Source organism: Spiroplasma endosymbiont of Sarcophaga variegata (assembly GCF_965178695.1).
In the GTDB taxonomy this organism is placed as follows: Bacteria; Bacillota_I; Bacilli_A; order Mycoplasmatales; family Mycoplasmataceae; genus Spiroplasma; species Spiroplasma poulsonii.
In genome coordinates this window covers 440,314-459,515 of sequence record NZ_CBCXVU010000002.1, presented here as the reverse complement: position 1 = coordinate 459,515, position 19,202 = coordinate 440,314, and the positions used below count along the sequence as shown (strand labels likewise).

Annotated in this window: 25 protein-coding genes and 1 pseudogene; 18 read left to right on the top strand and 8 right to left on the bottom strand. The window is 27.7% G+C overall.

The window, feature by feature from the left end:
• Positions 1-184: 184 nt before the first annotated feature.
• Positions 185-328, bottom strand: a complete 144-nt coding sequence (locus ACOBME_RS04115; protein ID WP_338964182.1) for a hypothetical protein — start codon at positions 326-328, stop codon at positions 185-187.
• A gap of 321 nt (positions 329-649) precedes the next feature.
• Here ACOBME_RS04115 and ACOBME_RS04110 point away from each other — a divergent pair, with 321 nt between their 5' ends.
• From ACOBME_RS04110 to infB, 5 genes are read left to right on the top strand one after another with little or no spacing between them, the layout of a single operon-like run.
• Entirely contained in the window at positions 650-1,132 is a 483-nt protein-coding gene (locus ACOBME_RS04110; protein ID WP_338964180.1) for an LSm family protein, read from the top strand.
• A gap of 18 nt (positions 1,133-1,150) precedes the next feature.
• Positions 1,151-2,569: a transcription termination factor NusA gene (gene nusA, locus ACOBME_RS04105; protein ID WP_338964177.1), complete on the top strand. Its 1,419-nt coding sequence runs from the start codon at positions 1,151-1,153 to the stop codon at positions 2,567-2,569.
• Between the two features lie 19 nt (positions 2,570-2,588).
• On the top strand, positions 2,589-2,864 hold the full coding sequence (gene rnpM, locus ACOBME_RS04100; protein WP_338964175.1) for an RNase P modulator RnpM: 276 nt from the start codon (positions 2,589-2,591) through the stop codon (positions 2,862-2,864).
• Positions 2,865-2,866: 2 nt separating this feature from the next.
• Complete coding sequence (locus tag ACOBME_RS04095; RefSeq protein WP_338964173.1) at positions 2,867-3,175, top strand: L7Ae/L30e/S12e/Gadd45 family ribosomal protein; 309 nt, start codon at positions 2,867-2,869, stop codon at positions 3,173-3,175.
• Positions 3,176-3,195: 20 nt separating this feature from the next.
• A complete protein-coding gene (infB, locus tag ACOBME_RS04090; RefSeq protein WP_338964171.1) occupies positions 3,196-5,052 on the top strand; it encodes a translation initiation factor IF-2 in 1,857 nt (618 codons plus the stop codon).
• 130 nt (positions 5,053-5,182) lie between these two features.
• Here infB and ACOBME_RS04085 read toward each other — a convergent pair whose 3' ends face one another.
• Positions 5,183-6,145: an IS1/IS1595 family N-terminal zinc-binding domain-containing protein gene (locus ACOBME_RS04085; protein WP_338963247.1), complete on the bottom strand. Its 963-nt coding sequence runs from the start codon at positions 6,143-6,145 to the stop codon at positions 5,183-5,185.
• A 132-nt stretch (positions 6,146-6,277) separates the two neighbouring features.
• On the opposite strand from ACOBME_RS04085, the pseudogene ACOBME_RS04080 reads away from it, so the two are divergent.
• The 13 genes and pseudogenes from ACOBME_RS04080 to ACOBME_RS04020 all read left to right on the top strand — a co-directional run bounded on the left by ACOBME_RS04080 (position 6,278) and on the right by ACOBME_RS04020 (position 13,924).
• Positions 6,278-6,979 (top strand): annotated as a pseudogene (locus ACOBME_RS04080) (DeoR/GlpR family DNA-binding transcription regulator).
• Positions 6,960-7,082: a hypothetical protein gene (locus ACOBME_RS04075; protein ID WP_419334368.1), complete on the top strand. Its 123-nt coding sequence runs from the start codon at positions 6,960-6,962 to the stop codon at positions 7,080-7,082. The pseudogene ACOBME_RS04080 and the gene ACOBME_RS04075 overlap by 20 nt, the downstream one beginning before the upstream one ends.
• 3 nt (positions 7,083-7,085) lie before the next feature.
• Positions 7,086-7,967 (top strand): fructose PTS transporter subunit IIB, encoded by an 882-nt coding sequence (locus ACOBME_RS04070; protein WP_419335365.1) that lies wholly within the window; start codon positions 7,086-7,088, stop codon positions 7,965-7,967.
• Entirely contained in the window at positions 7,903-8,391 is a 489-nt protein-coding gene (locus ACOBME_RS04065; protein WP_419334366.1) for a PTS transporter subunit EIIC, read from the top strand. The genes ACOBME_RS04070 and ACOBME_RS04065 overlap by 65 nt, the downstream gene beginning before the upstream one ends.
• Complete coding sequence (locus ACOBME_RS04060) at positions 8,276-9,070, top strand: fructose-specific PTS transporter subunit EIIC (protein ID WP_419335363.1); 795 nt, start codon at positions 8,276-8,278, stop codon at positions 9,068-9,070. Before ACOBME_RS04065 ends, ACOBME_RS04060 begins: the two co-directional genes overlap by 116 nt.
• 68 nt (positions 9,071-9,138) lie before the next feature.
• The gene (gene pfkB / locus ACOBME_RS04055) at positions 9,139-10,071 is read left to right on the top strand and encodes a 1-phosphofructokinase (RefSeq protein WP_338964169.1); all 933 of its coding nucleotides are present in this window, start codon (positions 9,139-9,141) and stop codon (positions 10,069-10,071) included.
• A gap of 1,051 nt (positions 10,072-11,122) precedes the next feature.
• Complete coding sequence (locus ACOBME_RS04050; RefSeq protein WP_338963241.1) at positions 11,123-11,344, top strand: hypothetical protein; 222 nt, start codon at positions 11,123-11,125, stop codon at positions 11,342-11,344.
• 1 nt (position 11,345) lies between these two features.
• Positions 11,346-11,483 carry a hypothetical protein gene (locus tag ACOBME_RS04045; RefSeq protein ID WP_338963239.1) on the top strand — a complete coding sequence of 46 codons (138 nt, stop codon included), beginning with the start codon at positions 11,346-11,348 and terminating at the stop codon, positions 11,481-11,483.
• A gap of 2 nt (positions 11,484-11,485) precedes the next feature.
• A complete protein-coding gene (locus ACOBME_RS04040; RefSeq protein WP_338963237.1) occupies positions 11,486-12,187 on the top strand; it encodes a kinetochore Spc7 family protein in 702 nt (233 codons plus the stop codon).
• Position 12,188: 1 nt separating this feature from the next.
• Positions 12,189-12,998: a recombinase RecT gene (locus tag ACOBME_RS04035; RefSeq protein ID WP_338964166.1), complete on the top strand. Its 810-nt coding sequence runs from the start codon at positions 12,189-12,191 to the stop codon at positions 12,996-12,998.
• A gap of 66 nt (positions 12,999-13,064) precedes the next feature.
• Positions 13,065-13,529, top strand: a complete 465-nt coding sequence (locus tag ACOBME_RS04030) for a hypothetical protein (protein ID WP_338963404.1) — start codon at positions 13,065-13,067, stop codon at positions 13,527-13,529.
• Positions 13,519-13,722 carry a hypothetical protein gene (locus ACOBME_RS04025; protein WP_419333849.1) on the top strand — a complete coding sequence of 68 codons (204 nt, stop codon included), beginning with the start codon at positions 13,519-13,521 and terminating at the stop codon, positions 13,720-13,722. Before ACOBME_RS04030 ends, ACOBME_RS04025 begins: the two co-directional genes overlap by 11 nt.
• Positions 13,715-13,924 (top strand): hypothetical protein, encoded by a 210-nt coding sequence (locus ACOBME_RS04020; RefSeq protein WP_338963231.1) that lies wholly within the window; start codon positions 13,715-13,717, stop codon positions 13,922-13,924. The genes ACOBME_RS04025 and ACOBME_RS04020 overlap by 8 nt, the downstream gene beginning before the upstream one ends.
• Positions 13,925-13,943: 19 nt before the next feature.
• Here the strand turns inward: ACOBME_RS04020 and ACOBME_RS04015 are convergent, their stop codons facing one another.
• The 6 genes from ACOBME_RS04015 to ACOBME_RS03990 all read right to left on the bottom strand — a co-directional run bounded on the left by ACOBME_RS04015 (position 13,944) and on the right by ACOBME_RS03990 (position 19,197).
• Positions 13,944-14,282, bottom strand: a complete 339-nt coding sequence (locus tag ACOBME_RS04015) for a hypothetical protein (RefSeq protein WP_338963556.1) — start codon at positions 14,280-14,282, stop codon at positions 13,944-13,946.
• Between the two features lie 73 nt (positions 14,283-14,355).
• Complete coding sequence (locus tag ACOBME_RS04010) at positions 14,356-14,982, bottom strand: hypothetical protein (RefSeq protein ID WP_338964164.1); 627 nt, start codon at positions 14,980-14,982, stop codon at positions 14,356-14,358.
• A gap of 245 nt (positions 14,983-15,227) precedes the next feature.
• Complete coding sequence (locus ACOBME_RS04005) at positions 15,228-16,190, bottom strand: IS1/IS1595 family N-terminal zinc-binding domain-containing protein (protein WP_338963247.1); 963 nt, start codon at positions 16,188-16,190, stop codon at positions 15,228-15,230.
• 188 nt (positions 16,191-16,378) lie between these two features.
• Positions 16,379-17,341: an IS1/IS1595 family N-terminal zinc-binding domain-containing protein gene (locus ACOBME_RS04000; RefSeq protein WP_338963247.1), complete on the bottom strand. Its 963-nt coding sequence runs from the start codon at positions 17,339-17,341 to the stop codon at positions 16,379-16,381.
• 46 nt (positions 17,342-17,387) lie between these two features.
• Complete coding sequence (locus tag ACOBME_RS03995) at positions 17,388-18,269, bottom strand: hypothetical protein (RefSeq protein WP_419334363.1); 882 nt, start codon at positions 18,267-18,269, stop codon at positions 17,388-17,390.
• Positions 18,259-19,197, bottom strand: a complete 939-nt coding sequence (locus ACOBME_RS03990; protein ID WP_338964160.1) for a hypothetical protein — start codon at positions 19,195-19,197, stop codon at positions 18,259-18,261. Before ACOBME_RS03990 ends, ACOBME_RS03995 begins: the two co-directional genes overlap by 11 nt.
• Positions 19,198-19,202: the final 5 nt, after the last annotated feature.

Below are 19,202 nucleotides of genomic sequence, written 5' to 3'. Positions count from 1 at the left end.
TGATTTTTAAAAATTTATAATTGATTTTTTATGATTTTTATTGTATTATTTGACTAATAAGATTTGTTGCACTTCATTTTACATAATTACTATGTAAAATATTTTTATTGGTTGATATATATCATTAATTATTTATATAGGCATTATAACTTATATATCATTTTTTAATAATTTGTTGTTGTAATTATGATTTTCTTTTATTCTTATCAGTAGGTTTACATGTTGGGCAATTAACACTTTTTGTTAATTCATGTTGTGTACCACTACCACTATCTTCACAATTACACTTATAAGCAGTACATTGGAAATTACAATTAGGATTTCCCATTTTTGGTTCTCCTTTCTAGAAAATAAATATTTTCTATGTGTTGTAAAATTATTATATTAAGTAAATATTTTAGCAAATTAAATACTGAGATTTAAAATTCTTATTCATATTCTTCTATTTTTATTACAATTATTAAATTTAATGTTTTTTTGCATTTAATTAAATATTTTATTCTATCTTTTTCTTATAAATATTTGCATTTTTATTAATAAAGTATTACAATGACTGTGTAATTAAAAAAGGGGAAGAAAGAGCACAATTGTGCTCTTTCTTTAATGCCAACAATTTTAATTATGATAGTTTAAGAAAGGATGGTGTTGCATGGCAGAATTTACTAAACAGCAAGCACAGTTAAAAACAGCTTTGGAAAATTATTTATTAAAACAAAATTTAACATTATTTGCAATTAATTACTTACAAGATTTTGGAACTAATTTTGTGCAAATATTAATTGAAGATCAAACAACAGTGCTTGATTTAGATCGGTTAACAATTATTAGTGAAGAAATTAATCATTTAGTTGATGAACTTGATTTGTTTGTAGAAGAATACTTGTTAGAAGTCTCAACACCAGGTGCTGAGCGACCATTACGAAATTGGGGTGAAGTGCAACAACAAGTTAAGCGTTATGTTTATTTTGAATTTATTGAGAAAGTTAATAATTTAACAGCGGTTAGTGGTGAATTAACAGCAGTTGATGAAAAAAAAACAATAACGGTTACTTATTTTGTAAAAGGGGCTCGCAAAACCTTACAAACAACTTATCAAAACATTAAATTGGCGCGTTGTTCAGTTAAATTTTAAGAAAGGATATATTATAGCATGATTGATGGTGCAAAACTATTAGTAACAATTGATGAAATTGTTAATGAAAAACAAATTAGTCGCAATTTAATTTTGGAATCAATTAAAGAAGGAATTAAAAAGGCTTATGAAAAACATTTTGATCCAGAAGCAACAATTATTGTTGATATTGATCAAAAGACAGGTCAAATCAAAGTTGAAAAAGAATTAACAGTTGTTAAAAAAGTTGAAGATGATTTGTTAGAAATTGGTTTAAAGGAAGCAAAAACAAAATATGGTGAGCAAATTACCGTTGATGATAAAGTTTATGAACCAGTTAATTCAGAAGAATTCTCACGGTTAGCAATTTTTCAAGTTGGTCAAATTATTAAACAACAAATTAAAGAAGCCGAAAAAGATTCAATTTTTGATGAATATATTGCGCAAAAAGGACATTTGATGACAGGAATTGTTATTGCGGCAGAAGAAAAATATTTATTAGTTGAAGTTGAACGAACATTTGCCTACATTCCTCGTCGCAATTTAATTTTTTCTGACAATTATGAAGTTGGACAACAAATTACTTTTTTAGCGGAAGATATTGTTAAATCAAAAAATGCCGGGCAAATTACTGGTTTACGAACAAGTAATGATTTCTTATATCGTTTACTAGAACGTGAAATTCCTGAAATTTTTGAACAGGTAATTGAAGTCAAAGCAATTGCTCGTGACCCGGGTCGCCGTAGTAAAATTGCTGTTTATAGTACGAATGAAAACATTGATCCCATTGGCGCTTGTGTCGGAAGTAGGGGTAGTCGAATTAATAAAGTCACTGCTGAATTACAAGATGAAAAAATTGATATTTGTATTTATGATGACAATAGTCAACAATTTATCATTAATTCCTTATCACCAGTTAAAGTAATTTCAATTACAACTAATGATGAGGGCAAAGAAGCTGATGTTGTCGTTCCCGATGAACAATTGTCATTAGCAATTGGAAAAGGTGGGAGTGCGGCTAAATTAGTAGCGAAGTTAACAAAATGAAAACTAAACATTATGAGTTATAGCGAAGCGTTAACAAACCAAATTGAAATTTTATGAAATGGAAATTTAACAAGTGAAGAATTGACTGCTTTACAAGTTAAGTTAAAAGATAAAATTAAAGGAAAAGACTTAACAAACACCCCAGTCCCAGCGGTTGAAGTGACAGTAGATTTACCAGTTGAAGAATTTGAAATTATTGAAGAACAAATGGCCGAAGAAACAATGATTCTTAATGAAGAAGAATATCAAGTTGATGATTTATCGGAAGCTGCGCCAGAAGTGTTAGCCGAAGAAATTCAAGAAATTGAAAAAAACATTTCTTATTTTGAAAATGAACAATTAGAAAGTCAAGATGAGGATGAAGAAATTAATTATGATGATTACGATGATTATTATAATCAAGATAAATAATTAATTAGGAGGGATACAAATGGTAAACCAGAAACAAACGCCATTGCGAAAATGTGTTGTTTCACAACAAATGTTACCAAAAAAAGAATTGGTACGGATTGTGAAAACGCCAACCGGGGAAATCATCATTGATCCAACGGGAAAAGCAAATGGACGGGGGGCCTATTTGCGACCAACGTTAGAGATTTATGAAAAAGCAAAAAAAAATCACGCATTAGAGCGTGATTTAAAAGTAAAGTTAACTGACGAGTTTTATGATATGTTATATCATGAAATTAACGAAGGGTGAGATTAAAAATGTTACAGCAGAAAGGTTATAGTTATCTAGGTTTAGCAAAAAAGGCCGGAAAACTAGTAACAGGAGCACTTTTATTAACAGCAATTAAACAACAAAAAATTTTTTTGGTGTTAAATAGTATTGAAGGGGGAGCAACCCAAGCAAAAAAATATGAACAAAAATGTTTTTATTATCATATCCCTTATTTTAAATGTCTTGAACCAACATTAACTCAGCAAGCATTAGGAACCGAGAATGTTAAAACCCTGGGTATTAGTGATCGTCATCTTGCACAAAGTTTACTTACTTTATTAACAAATCAGGAATAATAAAAAAGGAGGAGGGACAGATGAGTAATCAAAAAAATAACAAGTCAAATAAAAAATCATTAGCAAAAAATCAGCGTCATCGAATTCAATCACAATTAAAAACAGTTGAAGCGCATATTAATGAGGGGGTTTTTGTTTATGCCGAAGCATTAACAATTGCTGAATTTGCGGAAAAAATTAGTAAACCCGTTAGTGAAATTATTAAGTACTTTTTTGCAAAAGGGATTATGTTAAATCAAAATACTTATTTAAATGAAGACCAATTAGGGGAATTATGTTTAGAGTTTGGGTTAGATTTTAAACGTGAAAAATCAGTAACACACGAAAACTTAATTGAGAGTTTTGAAGTTAATGATGATGATACATCATTAGAAAAACGACCCCCAATTGTAACAATTATGGGGCATGTTGATCATGGGAAAACAACGTTATTAGATACAATTCGTAATACGAACGTTGTTAGTACTGAACATGGGGGAATCACCCAACACATTGGCGCTTATCAAATTAAGACTAAAAATAATGAAAAAATTACTTTTGTTGATACCCCGGGCCATAAAGCTTTTACCCAAATGCGAGCTCGTGGAAGTGCGGTAACAGATATTGTTGTTTTAGTTGTTGCTGCTGATGATGGTGTAATGTTACAAACGAAAGAAGCCATTGATCATGCCAAAGCGGCGGGAGTGCCGATTATTGTTTTTATTAATAAAATTGACAAAGTTGGAGCAAACTTAGATAATGTTATGATGCAATTATCACAAGAAGATTTAACTCCTGAAGAATGGGGGGGAACAGTTTCTTACGTTAAAGGAAGTGCAAAACAAAACCAAGGGATTGATGAGTTATTAGATACAATTTTACTAATGGCTGATTTAATGGAATTAAAAGCTAATCCAAATCGTTTTGCCTTAGGAACTGTTATTGAATCGCATTTAGATCGTGGGTTAGGACCAGTTGCAACTTTATTAGTCCAATCAGGAACCTTAAATATTAAAGATGCTTTAGTAGCGGGATGTGCTTTTGGGTATGTTCGTGATTTATCTGATGAAAGTGGCAAAAAAATTAAGACAGTGGGACCTTCAACACCCGTTATTATTCATGGCTTAAATGAGGTTCCCAATGCGGGAGATCGTTTTATGGTCTTTCGTGATGAAAAATTAGCCCGTGAAATTGCCTTAAAACGAAAAGCAACGGATACTATTAATAAGCGTTATAAAAATCAAGTTTTTTCGTTGGAAAGTTTATCTGAACAAATTAAAGATGGACAATTAAAACAAATTAATATTATTTTAAAAGCAGACACCCAAGGAACAGTTGAAGCAGTTAAATCAAGTTTACAAAAAATTAATATTGTGGGAGTTAAAATTAATGTTTTACGAGCAACTGTTGGTGCGATTTCCGAAAGTGATGTTACTTTAGGATTAGCAAGTCAAGCCTTTATTGTTGGTTTTAATGTTCGTCCAACTGCACATGTGCGGAAAAAAGCCGAAGATGAAGGAGTGGAAATTCGTTTGCACACCATCATTTATAAGTTAACCGAAGAAATTATTGCCGCAGCTGAAGGAATGTTAGATCCTGAAATGGTTGAAGAAGTCTTAGGGCAAGCAGAAGTTCGTCAAATCTTCCATCATTCTGATATTGGGACAATTGCTGGTTGTCATGTCACAGATGGAGTAATTCCGCGTAAATCACGAGTACGTATTTTACGTGATGTGGTTATTGTTTATGATGGTGAATTATCCTCATTAAAACATGTTAAAGATGATATTAAAGAAGCAAAAGTTGGTGCTGAATGTGGGTTAACAATTAAGAATTATAATGATTTAAAAGAACAAGATGTGATTGAAGCATATATTGAGAAAGCTGTTACTAAGTAGCAGTTTTTTTGGGTTGTTTTATGTTTTTTTCTTTAATTTTGTCGAAAACTCTTGATGAAATAAAAAAAATCATCAATATGACAATTTGAAAACTAATTTTGTGTAAGATTATGATTTTGCTTTAAATTTTTTAAACGTTAAAATATAATACCGTTGATTGTTGGTTTGGTGTTAAACCTTTGTGTTGGTATTTTCATTTTCAGAGCTTTAAATAATTTTGAATATTAGTGAAACCCAAACCATGATAATGAATTAAGGCTTCTTTAAGACTGGATTGTAATTTACTAATCTTATTTAACTTTTGATAACTAGTATCAGGGTTTGTACTAGTTTTGGTGGAATATAGAGTAGAATTTGTTTGTTTTGCTACTAATAAATATAGTGGTTGCATATCAGAAATAATTATTGATTTTTCTTTAATTAGTTGCTTATTCATATTTTCAATAATCCATTGTTTTTGTAATCTTTTGGTATTGGTGGATTGAACAAAAATATTATTATTGCTATCAACTGCCATTTGAATACAGCATTTGGTATCAGTTGAAAATGGATCGAGATGAGTTTTTCGTTTATCAAATTTATCTTTAAAATTGCCTTTATGAATTTCTTTAATAAATGTTTCATCCATTTGGATTTGACCATTTAATTTTTTAAATTTTAACTGTGTATTTTCTAATTGTTTTGATTGCATTAATTTTTGTCGATTATATCAAGCGGTTTTTGGGGTTGTTTTAATAAAACGAGAAATTATTTTACTAGATTGTCCTAACAATGAAATTTGAATTAATAAATTTCACTGTTCATAATTTAAATGACTTCAATAAGTAAAATGATGACGAAATGCATCAAAACTAGCACGACATTTTTTACATAAATATTTTTGTTTTCCTTCGGAATTATGACCATTTTTAACACAATGAAAAGATTTGCAATTAGGACATATAATGCCTTTATCTCTAAATTTTTGATCAATTTCATTTAAACGTTTTTGTTTTTTAATTAAGTCTGCTTGTTGTTTTATTTTTTCATAAAATTCTAAAAATTGATCATCTGTTAAGCTATTTATTAATTCTGTAATTATTTTTTTCATCATTTATTTACCTCCATATATTAAAAATATACCTAATTTTAGGTATATTTTATAAATATCAAGAGTTTTCGACAAAATTAAAGTGTTTTTTTGGGTTGTTTTTGGTTAAAAAGGAGTTATAATAAGGATGGTGAGATGATGTTAAAAGAACAACGATGAGAAAAAATTTTAGCTTGTTTAGATGAACAACACTTAGTACTTGTTAATGATTTAATTACAAAATTACAGTTATCACCGACAACCTTACGTCGGGATTTAACAGAAATGGAACAACAAGGGTTATTAAAGCGTGTTTATGGTGGGGTTAAACTGCAAAAAGTCCGTGAATTTCGGTTAGAAGAACAATTAAACGAAAAGATTCAGCACCATGCTGAAGCAAAATATTTAATTGCGCAACAAGCAGTTAAAAAAATCAAACCAAAAATGTGGCTTTATTTAGATGCTGGTTCATCAACATTAGCGTTAATTAAGTTAATGCGACCAGATGATGACTTAGTTATTATTACAAATTCCATTTTTCATATCTAATTACTAGCCTTAGCAGGGTTTAATAATGTTTATGTTTTGGGTGGTAAGTATAAGCACCAAACAGGGGCTTTAATTGGATGAGAAGCAGTTAGCACCTTGCAAAAGTATCACCTTGATTGTGCTTTCTTAGGGGTTAATGGGATTAGCGGTGCGAATTTATATACAACTGATCCTGAAGAAGCAATGATTAAAGCGGAGGTTATTAAATGTGCAAGCAAAAGTTATGTTCTAGCTGACAAGTCAAAATTTAACGTCAAATCATTAGTAAAATTTGCTTCACATTCAGAAGTTGAAATTATTACAAATTAAGAGAAAGGAAGCAGTAGCAATAATTATGAAGATAATTGATTATTTTACCAAAACAACAACCTTCTTAAAAACGGCAGTTAAGGATCAAACGGCGGTTTTTTAAACCTTAGCAGGAGCGTTAGAAAATAGTAAAATTGTCAATGATAAAGGACAATTAATTAATGCGTTAGAAAAACGTGAAACAGAAGGTCCAACCGGAGTTGGTGATGGTTTAGAAATTCCCCATTGTTCAAGTAGCAGTGTTACAAAACCAGCAATTACAATTATGACCCTTAAAAAGGCGGTTAATTGACAAAGCTTAGATCAAAAACCAGTCGATGTTATTTTTATGATTACAACCCCAGAAAAAGGGGGCGAACAACATTTACAAGCACTAGCGCAGCTTGCTAGTTTTTTAGGAAAAAGTGAAGTTGTTGTTAAAATTCGGGCTGCAAAAAGTTTTGCTGATATTATTGCCGCTTTTGTTGAACCAGCAGCAGAAAATAAAACAGAACCAAATTCTAATGGTTATTATGATGTTGTTGGTATTACAGCTTGTCCAACCGGAATTGCGCATACTTTTATGGCAAAAGAAAAAATGGAAGAAGCAGCAAAAGCAATGGGGTTAACAATTAAAGTGGAGACTCAAGGCCGTGGTGGTAATGAAAATGTTTTAACCGCCACGGATATTGCAAACGCAAAAGCAGTTATCCTTGGCATTGATAAAAAAATTACTGGGATGGACCGAATGAATGGTGTTTCATATTTGGAAACAAGTACAAAAGATGTTATTTATCATGGTCAAGAGGTTATCAGTGATGCTCTTGTTGGAAAACGCTTAACTGTTGGAAAAGTTAGTAAAAGTGGCGCTGATGAAGTTGGAGAATTAAGTTTAAAAAACTTTAAAGACGTTACTAAAAACCTGCTGGGGGGGGGTATCGCGAATGTTACCCTTTGTTGTTGCCGGGGGAATTATTTTAGGAATTGGATTTCTATTAGATTCGGGTAATACTGGGGGTAATTTTGGAATAACCCGAGATATTGCCGCTTGATTTTCAGGTTTAGGAAAAGTTATTTTTGGGATGATGGTCCCAATTTTGGGGGCTTATGTTTGTTACTCGATTGTTGGTCCCCAAGGATTATTACCAGGGATGACCGCGGGGTTAATTGCAAATGCGCCAGGAATGTTATATGATAGTTCAACTAAAACAGGATGAGCTAACACATGGGGGCGTTTATTCCCTGATTCAATCTCTAACTTTAATTCGGGATTTTTTGGGGCCTTAATTGGAGGATATCTTGTTGCCTTTGTTGTTTATGGGTGCCAAAAAGGATTTGCTCGTTTTCATCCATCAGTACGGGGGGGTTCGTGACGTTGTTTTAATTCCCGTATTAACCGCATTAGCAGCTTGTGTTTTAATGTTTGGCCTTAATATTCCCTTAGGTTACTTAAACTATGGCCTAGGAGAAGGCTTAAAAGCAATTGCGGATTATAATTTAAGTGCTTTAATTGGAATCATTATTGGGTTAATGATGGCCGCCGATATGGGAGGACCAATTAATAAAGCCTCTTATGTCTTTGGGACATTAACAATTGATGCAACTCAAAATGTTTATGCCGGAATTCGTTCAACCAATGGGGGAACCGTCTTCATAGCCGCCGCAATGTTAACAGGAATGGTACCACCATTAGCATTAGCATTATGTACGAGAATGTTTAAAAAATATTGAACTAAAAAAGATGTCGAACAAGGAAATACCAACTGATTCTTAGAAGCTTGCTTTATTACAGAAGGCGCTATTCCATTTGCTGCATCAGATCCAAAACGAACAATTCAATCAATTATGGTTGGAAGTGCTGTTTCTGGGGCAATTGTGAGTGGGTTTGGAGTAACTTTAGCACCACACGGCGGACTCTTTGTCTTTCCGTTATTACAAATTCAAGACAATGGTAAAAACTGGTTTACAATTAGTAACCATGGTGCTTCAATTGGGGTGGCAGTTTTAATTTCTGTTGTTGCCTTAATTATTGGTAGCTTTATTAGTGCTTTACTTCTTGGTTTTTGAAGAATGTATGCCTTAAAAGCGAAAAAAATTACGTTAGCAAGTTAAATTTATTAGTAGAAACCCAATAATTTGGGTTTTTATAATGTTAAAATAAGAAATAAAGGAGTAAGAAGATGATTTATACATTAACGTTAAACCCAGCAATTGATCAAATTATTGAAGTTCCTAATTTTCAGTTAGGCGAAACAAATAAAGCGGTTGGGGAATATGATGTCATTGGTGGTAAAGGAATTAATGTTGCTGTTATGTTACAACACTTAGGTTATCCAACAACGGCGTTAGGATTTTTGGGTCGTGATAACAAGGAAATGTTTGAACATTATTTAACAGAGCAACAAGTGCCGGCTTATTTTCATGAAGTTAGTGGTAAAACCCGTACGAATATGAAAATTAAAAGTTTAGAAACTAAGCAAGAAACAGAATTAAATGGGGTTGCTTTTGCAATAACAGATGCCGATGTTACCACAATTTTAACCTTAATTAAAGCAAAAGTAACAAAAAATGATTGTTTAATTATTTCTGGTTCATTACCACAGCATTGTGATCATAATATTTATCAAATCATTAGTACTTATTGTTATGACCATCAAATCTCATTTGTTGTTGATGCAACAAAAGATGCATTATTATCAACTTTAGCAACAAAACCATTTTTAATTAAACCAAATTTAGCGGAATTAAATGAATTGTTTGGAACAAATTACGACTTTAAGCAAGTAACAGTAATTGTTGCACTAGGCCAAAAGCTTCGTGCGCAAGGTGCGCAAAATGTTTTAATTAGTAGTGGCAAAGATGGGAGTATTTTAATAACAAAACACGATGTTTACTTAGCAAATACAGCAACAGGACAGTTAGTTAATTCAGTTGGAGCTGGTGATTCAATGGTTGCTGGTTTTGTTGGTACTTATTTAGCAACAAAGGATTATCAAGCGGCATTGTTAATGGGAATTTGTGCGGGTTCAGCAACTGCTTTTAGTCCGAGGATTGCTTCTCGTGAATTGGTTGAAAGTTTAAAACCACAAATTACAATTACAATTTTTAAATAAAAAAAATGATATTTTTTAAAATATCATTTTTTTATTTTATGTATATATCGCTATGACTATGTTACTTTACTTATTGTACTTACAATTCTATCAATCAGTGTACCAAAAAATTGGCAGACAGTTTGGGAAAAACTATTTTTCCCATCTTAATTATATTGTCTTTTTTTTGTGATAGGCAATTATTTAATTATTTTTTTATAAAAGTGGTAAAGTTTGGTAAATTGCTATTTTTTTGGTCGTATAAAAAATATTGGGGTTTTGGAAAAAAACTCGGAAATTGAATAAGAATAATAAATTAAACCATTTACTAAAATGGTTTTTTTATTTGTAAAACCAAAATTATTAATTGATTCAGAGAAAGGACAGCATCTTAAATTATTAAAATAGAAACTTTTTACACAACTTTCTGATACCCTCTTTAAGTTGTTTACACATTTATAAATATCTTAGAAATCTTTACAAAGTGTATCTGTTTTTCTCCTAATTTAAGGTGTTGTCCTTTCTCTGTTTCAGTTAATTAATTTATTAAAATTACAACTTAATGCAGTGTGGGACGGTTATTTTAAATAACTAAGTGTTTTTATTCCACATGAGGCGGTATAGCCCAGCGGTAATCAGTCCGTAAATAATAGACGCTTTAACAAGCGATAGTCGTGATAAGTGCGAGGTCAACATCAAACGACAATAAATATTGAGATGGCCACTTTATAAATAAATTTGCGATAGATATTATCCCATTAGAGGATGACAGAGGTTTTAAAAACCACAAAGCCAGCATTAGGCTCTTCAAGGTGCAAGTGAATTTATTTTAAAAACTGAACGCTTTGACCTGAAATGGTGCGGATGAAGAGAGAGAATTCTCTGGAATTATCTTATAAAAACAACTGTCGATTATTAAACATTAAACAATAAAACATACCGCCACCGCTCACCCGCAGTGAAGCGGATGGCGTAGTAAATAAATAGATAAATACTTAATTATATAACTAACTCTTGCTTTGGCACTTTCACTTGGGAGTGAGTGCCAGCGAGTTAAAAATAGGAGGTAAATATGACAATCAAAAATCTAATATCAATATATATGTACAATGATTTTTGTATTAATATATTTGATAATAAAACAGGGCAAAAAGAAAATATTAATGATGATATTAATTTAATTAAAAATGAAGAAGCACATTTATTAAATCAAGAAATAACTTATTTTGATATTAAAGAACAAAAAGGAAGAAAATTAATAGAAATATTAATAGCAAAGAACGAGGTAAATTAGTATGTGAAAAGATGAAAATGGTTATGTTTATACTGAAGAAGATTTATTTAATATGGCATTAGAAGAATGTCATTCAGAAGAAAGTGCTTATGAATATATTGATAATTTAATTAATGAAATGGAATTAGAGGAAATTTAATTATGGCAGATTTAAAATTAAATAATGAAGTTAAAAATATTACGTATCCATTTTATTTAAAAGGAAATAATTTTAAAGAATTAAGTTTAAAAGCATTAACAATTAAAAAATGAATTGATGAAAATGGACAAGAATTAGCAGAATTTATATATCGACAACAAGCTTGATTAATAAATGGAGAATATAAATCACAATCACTAAAAGATTTAAAATTAGTAGTTTCAAAAATTGATTATATTTTTAGAGAACCATTAGAATTAATAAAATCTTTTAAAGATGAATTAAATTTTATTAGAAAAGATATTTTGAATTTAGAAAATAATATTAAGAATAATCATGATTCTTTAAAAAATAATGTTATTAATATTCAATTTCAAAAACAAAATGAAATTATTGAAACTCATAAAAAAGAACAATTTTTAGAAATTAAAAGTGTAGCAAAACAAGAGCAAGAATTAAAAATTATTACTAGTAATTTTCGGAAAGAAAAATTATTAATTAAAGATATTGAGGTTATTGGTATTAATGATGATTTTTTACAAAATGCTGATAAATTAGAACTTATTAATCTTATTAAAAATTATTTAGTTGTTGATGAACAAATTGTTAAAAATGAAATTAAAGATCAGTGAGATAGTAATAAAGATATTAATTTAATTGGGGTTAAAGGTATTAATTTTAAAATAAATAAAGGAGAAAAATAATATGGCAAATATTGTTGAATTTTTAAGAACAGATAAAGCAACAGAATGAATAAAAAGTAAATTTTCTAATGAAAATGAAATTGCAAGATTTAAAAGTAATATAGTTGCAATATCAAATAGTAATGAATTATTACAAAAAGCAGATCCAAAAACAATTATGACTGCTTGTTATCAAGGAGTTTTATTAAATTTACCAATGGAAAAACAATTTGGTTATGCTTATGTAGTTCCATATAATACTAAAATAACAAGAATTATTAACGGTCGCGAAATCCAAGAATGAATTAATCAAGCTCAATTTCAAATAGGTTATAAAGGTTATATTCAATTAGCACAAAGAAGTGGTCAATATTTAGATATGTCAGTATCAGATGTTAGAGAAAATGAATTAGTAAATTATGATCGTTTAAAAGGAACTAGTTTTAATTGAATTCAAAATGAAGATGAAAGAGAAAAATTACCAATTATTGGTTATGTAGCATACTTTAAAATGGTTAATGGTTTTGGAAAAACTTTATATATGACCAAAGAACAAATGGAAAATCATTTTATGAAATATTCTAAAACTTATGCTAAAAATAAATCATTTTATATTGCTACTTTTGATGAAATGGCATTAAAAACAGTATTAACATCTTTATTAAGAAAATGAGGTATTATGTCTGTTGAATTACAACAAGCTTATAAATCAGATCAGGCAGTTATTACAACTAATGATGAAAAGATTTATATTGATAATGATAGCAATATAAGCATAAATAAGGGTCAAATTAGTAATGAAAATATATCAAGTGAAGAAGTTGACAGATAATAATTTAGTTAAAGAAGAAGATATATCAAATGTAGTGCCAACAATTAATAATAACAACGATGAGGAATGAGCCACTTGATAAAAATAGGTATTGACCCATCAGGAACAGGTACTACTGCTATTGTTATTTATGAAGATAATAAATTAATTGAAAAATTAGAATTTACAAATAAAAATTGAAAAGAACAATATGAATTTATTAATGATAAATTGTTTGATTATGAAGAAAAAATTAATATTGAAGATTGTTTATATACATCTGCTAATGCAAGTAAAGATAGAGATGATTTATTAAGATTATTAGGAGCATTATCTGTTTATAAATATTTTATTAATTGAGTATCACCAAAAAATACTAAATCAGTTGTTAAAAATATGGAAAATTTAAGTAAATATAATGATAGTTGTATATGAAAATTTGATAAAGATACTAATTTAACTTATCAATATGGTAAAGGTTGATTTTATAATAATGAAAAAATAAGTAATCATTTACGAGATGCAATTATTATTGCTAATTATGAAAGTTAATATTATGAAACATTCATATAATCAAAAAACAGGAAAGTATTATTCTTGTCAAATTCGTAATGTTAATATTTACTTAAATAAAAATGAAGAAAAAGTTTGAAATGAATTTAATAACTTTACTTATTCGCAACGAATTGAATATCTTATTAACTTTTATATAACACATTATAAAGGAAATAAAGAATATGAATAATTATATTTTATGTTATCGATCTGAACAAGGTAATCGCCCTTGTAAAAACCCTCGTGGTGAATATATAATTGGGATTGATAAACAAGATGTAGATATTAATTCAACTGAATACTGAGAATATTATAAAAATAATTATGGAAAAAATAATTTAGTTATTTGTAAAGTTAAAAATTTAGACTTAATATTAGAAAATAAAAAATAACCAATTAAGGTTATTTTTTTTAAATACTATTTGTTAGTTTTTTAATAGCATCTTTTTGTGCTTGTTTTTTGTCATTTACTTTAACTTGTTTTTTAACATTTTTAATTTGACCTGTTTTTAATGCTAATTCTGTTGCATAATCAGGTCCTCGTAAATGTTTTTCGTGAGCAATAACAGCAGTTCTTAATTCTCTAATTTCTGCTTTATATTTTTTAATTTTTTTAGCAGATAATCCAAGAATACCAAGACTACCCATTCCACCAGCACCCGCTAACACAAGTAAAGCAATTACTATTTCATTACTAATTTCCATTTCTTTATTTCCTTTCTTATCCTTACTCAAACAGTGGCCATCCATTCTTTCAGAACAAAATAATTTATAAATTAAACTATATAACCACCCAAAAATATCAACCGCCCCTATATATAGTTTATTTTAAATTTAATTCTTTGTTATTTTCTTCTTGTTTTTTAGTATATTCATCTTGCATATTTTTAAATATTTCTTCTGTTATACCATCCAAATTATTTCATTGTTTTGCTATTCTTGGTTGAATAACACGAGAATTAATTCGACAATCTAAGCAATGTCTTAAATGGTCTTTTTTTCATTTTGATTTATCAATTCAAATAATAATTAAAGAAATTATTAAAGTAATTAAAGGTAAAATTGTAAATACTAATCCCATTTTAGATATTTTTAATCGTGGAATATCAATTTTCATATCTACTTTGGGTTTACTACTAGCAACAAATATACCCTGAATTCCGTGTGTAAATAAAGGTGTTAATAAAATAGCAATTCCATTACCTCAATATTGACCATAATTATATCAATTAATATTATCTTTTATTGCATTGATCATGCCATATTCTAATCAACAATTTAATGCTAAAAATATCAATGTATAAAAACTAACTACTCAACTACGAATTTTATATTTTCTTTCTCATTCTCTAATATCTTTATGAGTTCAATTATAAGTCGGAATAGGGTCTTTTTTAAATCAATTTCAAGGTAAGGCACCTTTTAATCAAGTTGTTTTATCTTGTTTCATTATTAACTCACCAATTTTCTTTTAATTTTTAAATTACCTATTTTTATATTTTCAAAAGAACTAATAAGACCATTTGTGTCAATATACCAACCTGAAACACCTTTACTAGATGATACAACAATTCCACAACCAATATCAAAATCTTCTTTAATTTTGTCGAAAACTCTTGATGAAATAAAAAAAATCATCAATATGACAATTTGAAAACTAATTTTGTGTAAGATTATGATTTTGCTTTAAATTTTTTAAACGTTAAAATATAATACCGTTGATTGTTGGTTTGGTGTTAAACCTTTGTGTTGGTATTTTCATTTTCAGAGCTTTAAATAATTTTGAATATTAGTGAAACCCAAACCATGATAATGAATTAAGGCTTCTTTAAGACTGGATTGTAATTTACTAATCTTATTTAACTTTTGATAACTAGTATCAGGGTTTGTACTAGTTTTGGTGGAATATAGAGTAGAATTTGTTTGTTTTGCTACTAATAAATATAGTGGTTGCATATCAGAAATAATTATTGATTTTTCTTTAATTAGTTGCTTATTCATATTTTCAATAATCCATTGTTTTTGTAATCTTTTGGTATTGGTGGATTGAACAAAAATATTATTATTGCTATCAACTGCCATTTGAATACAGCATTTGGTATCAGTTGAAAATGGATCGAGATGAGTTTTTCGTTTATCAAATTTATCTTTAAAATTGCCTTTATGAATTTCTTTAATAAATGTTTCATCCATTTGGATTTGACCATTTAATTTTTTAAATTTTAACTGTGTATTTTCTAATTGTTTTGATTGCATTAATTTTTGTCGATTATATCAAGCGGTTTTTGGGGTTGTTTTAATAAAACGAGAAATTATTTTACTAGATTGTCCTAACAATGAAATTTGAATTAATAAATTTCACTGTTCATAATTTAAATGACTTCAATAAGTAAAATGATGACGAAATGCATCAAAACTAGCACGACATTTTTTACATAAATATTTTTGTTTTCCTTCGGAATTATGACCATTTTTAACACAATGAAAAGATTTGCAATTAGGACATATAATGCCTTTATCTCTAAATTTTTGATCAATTTCATTTAAACGTTTTTGTTTTTTAATTAAGTCTGCTTGTTGTTTTATTTTTTCATAAAATTCTAAAAATTGATCATCTGTTAAGCTATTTATTAATTCTGTAATTATTTTTTTCATCATTTATTTACCTCTATATATTAAAAATATACCTAATTTTAGGTATATTTTATAAATATCAAGAGTTTTCGACAAAATTAAAGAAAATCTTCTTTAATTTTGTCGAAAACTCTTGATGAAATAAAAAAAATCATCAATATGACAATTTGAAAACTAATTTTGTGTAAGATTATGATTTTGCTTTAAATTTTTTAAACGTTAAAATATAATACCGTTGATTGTTGGTTTGGTGTTAAACCTTTGTGTTGGTATTTTCATTTTCAGAGCTTTAAATAATTTTGAATATTAGTGAAACCCAAACCATGATAATGAATTAAGGCTTCTTTAAGACTGGATTGTAATTTACTAATCTTATTTAACTTTTGATAACTAGTATCAGGGTTTGTACTAGTTTTGGTGGAATATAGAGTAGAATTTGTTTGTTTTGCTACTAATAAATATAGTGGTTGCATATCAGAAATAATTATTGATTTTTCTTTAATTAGTTGCTTATTCATATTTTCAATAATCCATTGTTTTTGTAATCTTTTGGTATTGGTGGATTGAACAAAAATATTATTATTGCTATCAACCGCCATTTGAATACAGCATTTGGTATCAGTTGAAAATGGATCGAGATGAGTTTTTCGTTTATCAAATTTATCTTTAAAATTGCCTTTATGAATTTCTTTAATAAATGTTTCATCCATTTGGATTTGACCATTTAATTTTTTAAATTTTAACTGTGTATTTTCTAATTGTTTTGATTGCATTAATTTTTGTCGATTATATCAAGCGGTTTTTGGGGTTGTTTTAATAAAACGAGAAATTATTTTACTAGATTGTCCTAACAATGAAATTTGAATTAATAAATTTCACTGTTCATAATTTAAATGACTTCAATAAGTAAAATGATGACGAAATGCATCAAAACTAGCACGACATTTTTTACATAAATATTTTTGTTTTCCTTCGGAATTATGACCATTTTTAACACAATGAAAAGATTTGCAATTAGGACATATAATGCCTTTATCTCTAAATTTTTGATCAATTTCATTTAAACGTTTTTGTTTTTTAATTAAGTCTGCTTGTTGTTTTATTTTTTCATAAAATTCTAAAAATTGATCATCTGTTAAGCTATTTATTAATTCTGTAATTATTTTTTTCATCATTTATTTACCTCTATATATTAAAAATATACCTAATTTTAGGTATATTTTATAAATATCAAGAGTTTTCGACAAAATTAAAGCCATTAATAGTTTTAATATTTTCACCCGATATTAATTGATCTTGTTTTAAATCAGAAACAGTAATCTCATTTTTATCATTTTTAATAATATATTTATTATCAATTTTAATATCACTACCGCCACTTTGTTTTGCTTTTCATACATTATTTTCATAATAAATCGTGTCATTATCAAACGGAACAATAAGTTTAATATATTCGTTATAATCAATTTTAGAAAAGTCATTAATAGTAGAATAAATAATATTTATTGAATTATCAGTTTGTAATCGTTCTTTTAATCAAAATAATAATGTTGGATAAAAAGTTTTTTTACTAATATGCTTATATTCTTCTTCTCATGGATGAGCATAATTATCTAAACTATAATTATAAGGTCTAGATACTGTTTTACTAGATATAATATCAATAATTTCACCTGCTAATTTTAAAGCATTTTTAACATCACGAGTAATATTTTCATTTGCTTCTGGGTCATTAGTTTGTGAATATGCTACACCACCTTGTGAAAATGAAGCACTACCAGTTAAATCATTAACTCCTTTTGGTAAATATCAATTTATAACTGCTAATAAACAAGCAGATTTAATATAACTTAATCATTTATCATATTCAATTAAACCAGTATTATCTTTTTTTACTCAAGGAAACAAATCTTTTTTATTAATTTTATCTGAAATTGTTCCACCTGATAATCTATCCATTCATAAACTAGTTTTTAAAATAGCATTATAAATTAAATTATCATTATAAGCAGATTGTTTACGATCATTAATAGGTTGTCAAAGTTTACTTTCTTTAACATCTTCAACTGTTATAAATAACAAATTACTTAAATTATTTTCCATATAAAACACCCCTTAATTGATTACGATATTTATTTTTTAAATTATTTGGTTTATAACTATTAACCTTTCTTTTGGTTTTATTAATTGCTTTAATAGATTTATTAACCTGATAAAATTTATTTTTAACTGGTGTTTTATATAAATTCTTAATATTTTTAACATCACTTTTTCGTTCTCGATATCATTTTTTATTATTAATTTCACCAGCAAAATTAAAATTAAAATGTCCAATCTTTAAATTATTAATAAACTTTTTAATTTGTTGTAATTTTTGAACTGTTGGTAATGTTAATTTAGTAGTTCCTTTGGGATATTTTTCTTTTAATGCTTGTGGTAATCGTTTTTTAATATAATTTCTTAAATGACTAGGTAACCATTTTCTTAATCAATAACGCCAAAATAAAGTTCCAGCATTAGAAACAGCATTACTTAATAATTTTCATATTTCAACTGGAACACTAGGATAAACATAAGGTCCATAAAACTTAGGATGTTTTGCTGTTTTTGTATATATTAAAATAGTTAAATTACCTGTTAAAGTTAACTTATTTGTAATATTAAACATACCACTATCAAGTCAACTACTATTTAAAGGTTGTCAATTAGTATTTAGATAATTTTCATTTTTAAATTGTTCTCTATTTTTAATATTATTATCTTTTTCTAATTGACTTAATATTTGTTGTATTTCTTTTTTATGACCTTTTTTAATTAAATCTAAATAAGTAAATGGATTTAATCACTGATAAATATCTTCAACTTTACTTGTAATTTTATTATATTTATCAGTAATATAATTAATTGGTTTTAATACTTTATTTTGAACTTGATTAACTCTATTAATTAAATTTACAAATTTACTTATTAAAGGTTTATTTTCTAAATTAGATACTAATAAAGTTAAAACGCGTAATATTAGTAAATTCATTGTTT